General features: G+C 36.5%; 1 protein-coding gene. It reads right to left on the minus strand.

The window, feature by feature from the left end:
- On the minus strand, positions 1 to 602 hold a 602-nt coding region (locus tag AZI32_RS17430; protein ID WP_275934998.1), incomplete at both ends, for a pyruvate formate lyase family protein.

Raw genomic sequence — 602 nt, forward strand, 5'->3', positions numbered from 1 at the left:
TATAGCGTATAGTAAAGTCTTAGCTAAGTTAACTCTAGCTCCGAAGAATTGCATTTGCTTACCTATTCTCATTGCAGATACACAACAAGCTATACCGTAGTCATCTCCCCAGTAAGGCTTCATTAAATCATCGTTCTCGTATTGAACAGAACTTGTGTCTATTGATACTTTAGAACAGAAGTTTTTGAATCCTTGAGGTAATTGAGTAGACCATAATACTGTTAAGTTTGGCTCTGGAGATGGTCCAAGAGTATATAAAGTATTTAACATTCTGAATGAGTTTTTAGTTACTAATGTTCTACCATCTAATCCCATACCACCTATAGACTCAGTTACCCAAGTTGGGTCTCCAGAGAATAAATCGTTGTATTCAGGAGTTCTTAAGAATCTAACCATTCTTAACTTCATAACGAAGTGGTCCATTATTTCTTGAGCTTCTTCTTCAGTTAATACACCAGCAGCTAAATCTCTTTCGAAGTATATGTCTAAGAAAGATGATACTCTACCTAAAGACATTGCAGCTCCGTTTTGATCTTTAACAGCTCCTAAGTATCCGAAGTATGTCCATTGAACAGCTTCTTTTGCGTTAGTAGCAGGTTGAG

The sequence above is a fragment of the Clostridium sp. ATCC 25772 genome, from assembly GCF_001573875.1.
Classification (GTDB): domain Bacteria; phylum Bacillota; class Clostridia; order Clostridiales; family Clostridiaceae; genus Clostridium_J; species Clostridium_J senegalense.